The 2234-nt window shown below is 76.1% G+C and carries 2 protein-coding genes; both read left to right on the top strand.

What is annotated here, in order from left to right:
- Positions 1-181 precede the first annotated feature (181 nt).
- Positions 182-823, top strand: coding sequence for a DsbA family oxidoreductase (locus DQW06_RS27980; protein ID WP_041552692.1), 642 nt, complete (start codon positions 182-184; stop codon positions 821-823).
- A 173-nt stretch (positions 824-996) separates the two neighbouring features.
- Positions 997-2157, top strand: coding sequence for a hypothetical protein (locus DQW06_RS27975; protein WP_117199604.1), 1161 nt, complete (start codon positions 997-999; stop codon positions 2155-2157).
- The last annotated feature ends 77 nt before the right edge of the window (positions 2158-2234 follow it).

Genomic DNA, 2234 nt, shown 5'->3' with positions numbered 1-2234 from the left:
CGAGCGCACCGAGGAGCTGCCCGGTTGGGCGCTGGCGGACGGCGGCCTCGACGGCTAGGGGTCGTGCCGTGGGGCCGCGGGGTCCGCGCGCCGTAGCCGGTACCGGGTGCCGGTTAGGGTGGCTCGGAGCCGGAGCGGCAAAGGCGCCTGGGGAACGTGTGGGTGAGTGGGGGGTTGGCCTGTGCAGGTCGAGGTGTGGTCCGACGTGGTCTGTCCGTGGTGCTACATCGGCAAGCGGCGCCTGGAGAGGGCGCTGGAGCTGTTCGAGCACGCCGACCGGGTCCGGGTGCGCTGGCGCAGCTTCCAGCTGGACCCCTCCTTCCCGCCGGGGGTGAGTGAGCCGGTCTACGACTCGCTCTCGCGCAAGATGGGGGCGCCCCGCGAGCAGGTGCGGTCGATGACCGAGCAGGTCACGCGGGTGGCCGCCCAGGAGGGCCTGGACTACGACTTCGCGGGCGGGTTCATGGTCAACACCTTCGACGTCCACCGCCTGATCCACCTGGCCCGGACCCGCGGCCTGGAGGGCCGGGCGCAGGAGCGGTTCATGCGCGCCCAGCTGGTGGAGGCCCGCGACCTCAGCGACGCCGACGTCCTGGTGGAGGTGGCGGCCGAGGCCGGGCTGGAGCCCCAGGAGGCGCGGCGGGTGCTGGAGGGCGAGGAGCACGCCGAGGACGTGCGCGAGGACATCGCCCTGGCCCGCCGGTTGGGTGCAACCGGGGTGCCCTTCTTCGTCATGGACCGCGCGGTCGGCATCTCGGGGGCCCAGTCCGTGGAGGTGGTGCTGTCCGCCCTGGACAAGGCCCACCGGACCGGCCGGGGGTAGACCGACGCGACGGCGGGGCCGCGGCCCGGGCCGGGCACGGGGCGGCGTCCGCGCGGGGCGCCCGATCTCCCCCGCCCGGGGGAGGCGGATCCCGCTGCACGGTGAGGTGCGCCCGGTGCCGTGCGCGCGAGGGTGTGGGTGGTAACGACCGCACCTGAGACGAGGAGCAGGCCATGGCCGCCCCACCATCTGTCACCCGGATCCGCCACGAACACCTGCGGCCCACCGCCGCCCCCTGGACGGCCCTGACCTGGTCGGCGGTGGCCCTGGCCCTGGGGCTGGCCTGGCTGAGCGGGGTGGTCCCGGCGGGCGTCCCCGGGCAGGGCGGGTTCGGCTCGCTGTTCTCCCTGGTCGCCCCGGACGCCTCGGGGCCGCTGAACGCCCGGACGGTCCCGGGGGCGGTGTCCCTGCTGCTGGGCGCGGTGGGCGCGGTGTGCGCCGTGCTCATGCTGCGCCCGCGGGGAGCCGGGGGCCGTGTGGTCGAGGCGGTCTGCTGGACGCTGGGCGCGGTGGTGCTGCTGGTGTTCGTGGACAGTCAGCTGCTGTCCTGGCTGGGGTACTCGATGATCCTGCCGGTGGCGGGGTGGGCCGTGCCCGACCTGTTGCGGCTGTGGGCGGAGGCGACCTTCACCGCCTCCCACCTGTCCACCCTGTTTTTCGCGGCGGGCGTGGCGGTGTGGGTGGCGGCGGCGCTCACCCACCGCCGTGCGGTGCGCGGCGCCTGCCAGCGCTGCGGGCGCGCGCCGGAGTGGAACGCCGGGCGTGAGCGCGCGGCGCGGACCCGGGCGCTGCGGGTGGGCCGGATCGCGGTGGCCCTGGCCTGTGTGGTGGCCCTGTTCTACCCGTCGCTGCGTCTGCCCTGGCTCTTCGGGATCCCGGTGGGGGTCGGCCGGGAGCAGTTCGACGCCATGGCGGCCGACGGCGGCACGATCGTCATCGGGGTGGGGCTGGGCACGGCCGGCCTGGTGGGCGTGGTGCTGATGCTGGGGCTCGTGCAGCGCTGGGGCGTGCGCTTCCCGTGGTGGACGGCCGGTCTGGCCGGTCGCCGGGTGCCGGTGGGGCTGGCGGTGGTGCCCGCGACCCTGGTGGCGGTGGCGCTGGTGGCGATGGGCCGCAGCGTCGTGGTGGAGCTCCTGGACGCGCAGGCGCGTTCGCTGCTGACCGCCGAGCCGCTGCACACGGTGGCGTTCGCGTCGATGGCGGTGTGGGGCGCGGCGCTGGGGGTGGCCACGGCCGCCTACGCGGTGCGGCGCCGGGCGGAGTGCGCGGGGTGCGGGCGCGGGCTGCCCGAGGTGCTGCCCGGTGACATCCTCAGGGCATCCGGGGCCCGCTGAGTCGGAGCGGCGCGTACGGCGCCCGACACGCGCACGTCCTGACGACCGCGTCCCCGGGGAAGGCCCGTGTCCGGCTC

The organism is Nocardiopsis sp. TNDT3, from assembly GCF_003427465.1.
Taxonomy (GTDB): Bacteria; Actinomycetota; Actinomycetes; order Streptosporangiales; family Streptosporangiaceae; genus Nocardiopsis; species Nocardiopsis dassonvillei.
The sequence above is the reverse complement of the archived record's forward strand: the minus strand, read 5'-3'. Positions and strand labels throughout refer to the sequence as shown.

Excerpts from the sequence above, each read along its gene's own strand:
- DQW06_RS27975 (WP_117199604.1), top strand. The coding sequence starts at position 997 with ATGGCCGCCCCACCATCTGTCACCCGGATCCGCCACGAACACCTGCGG.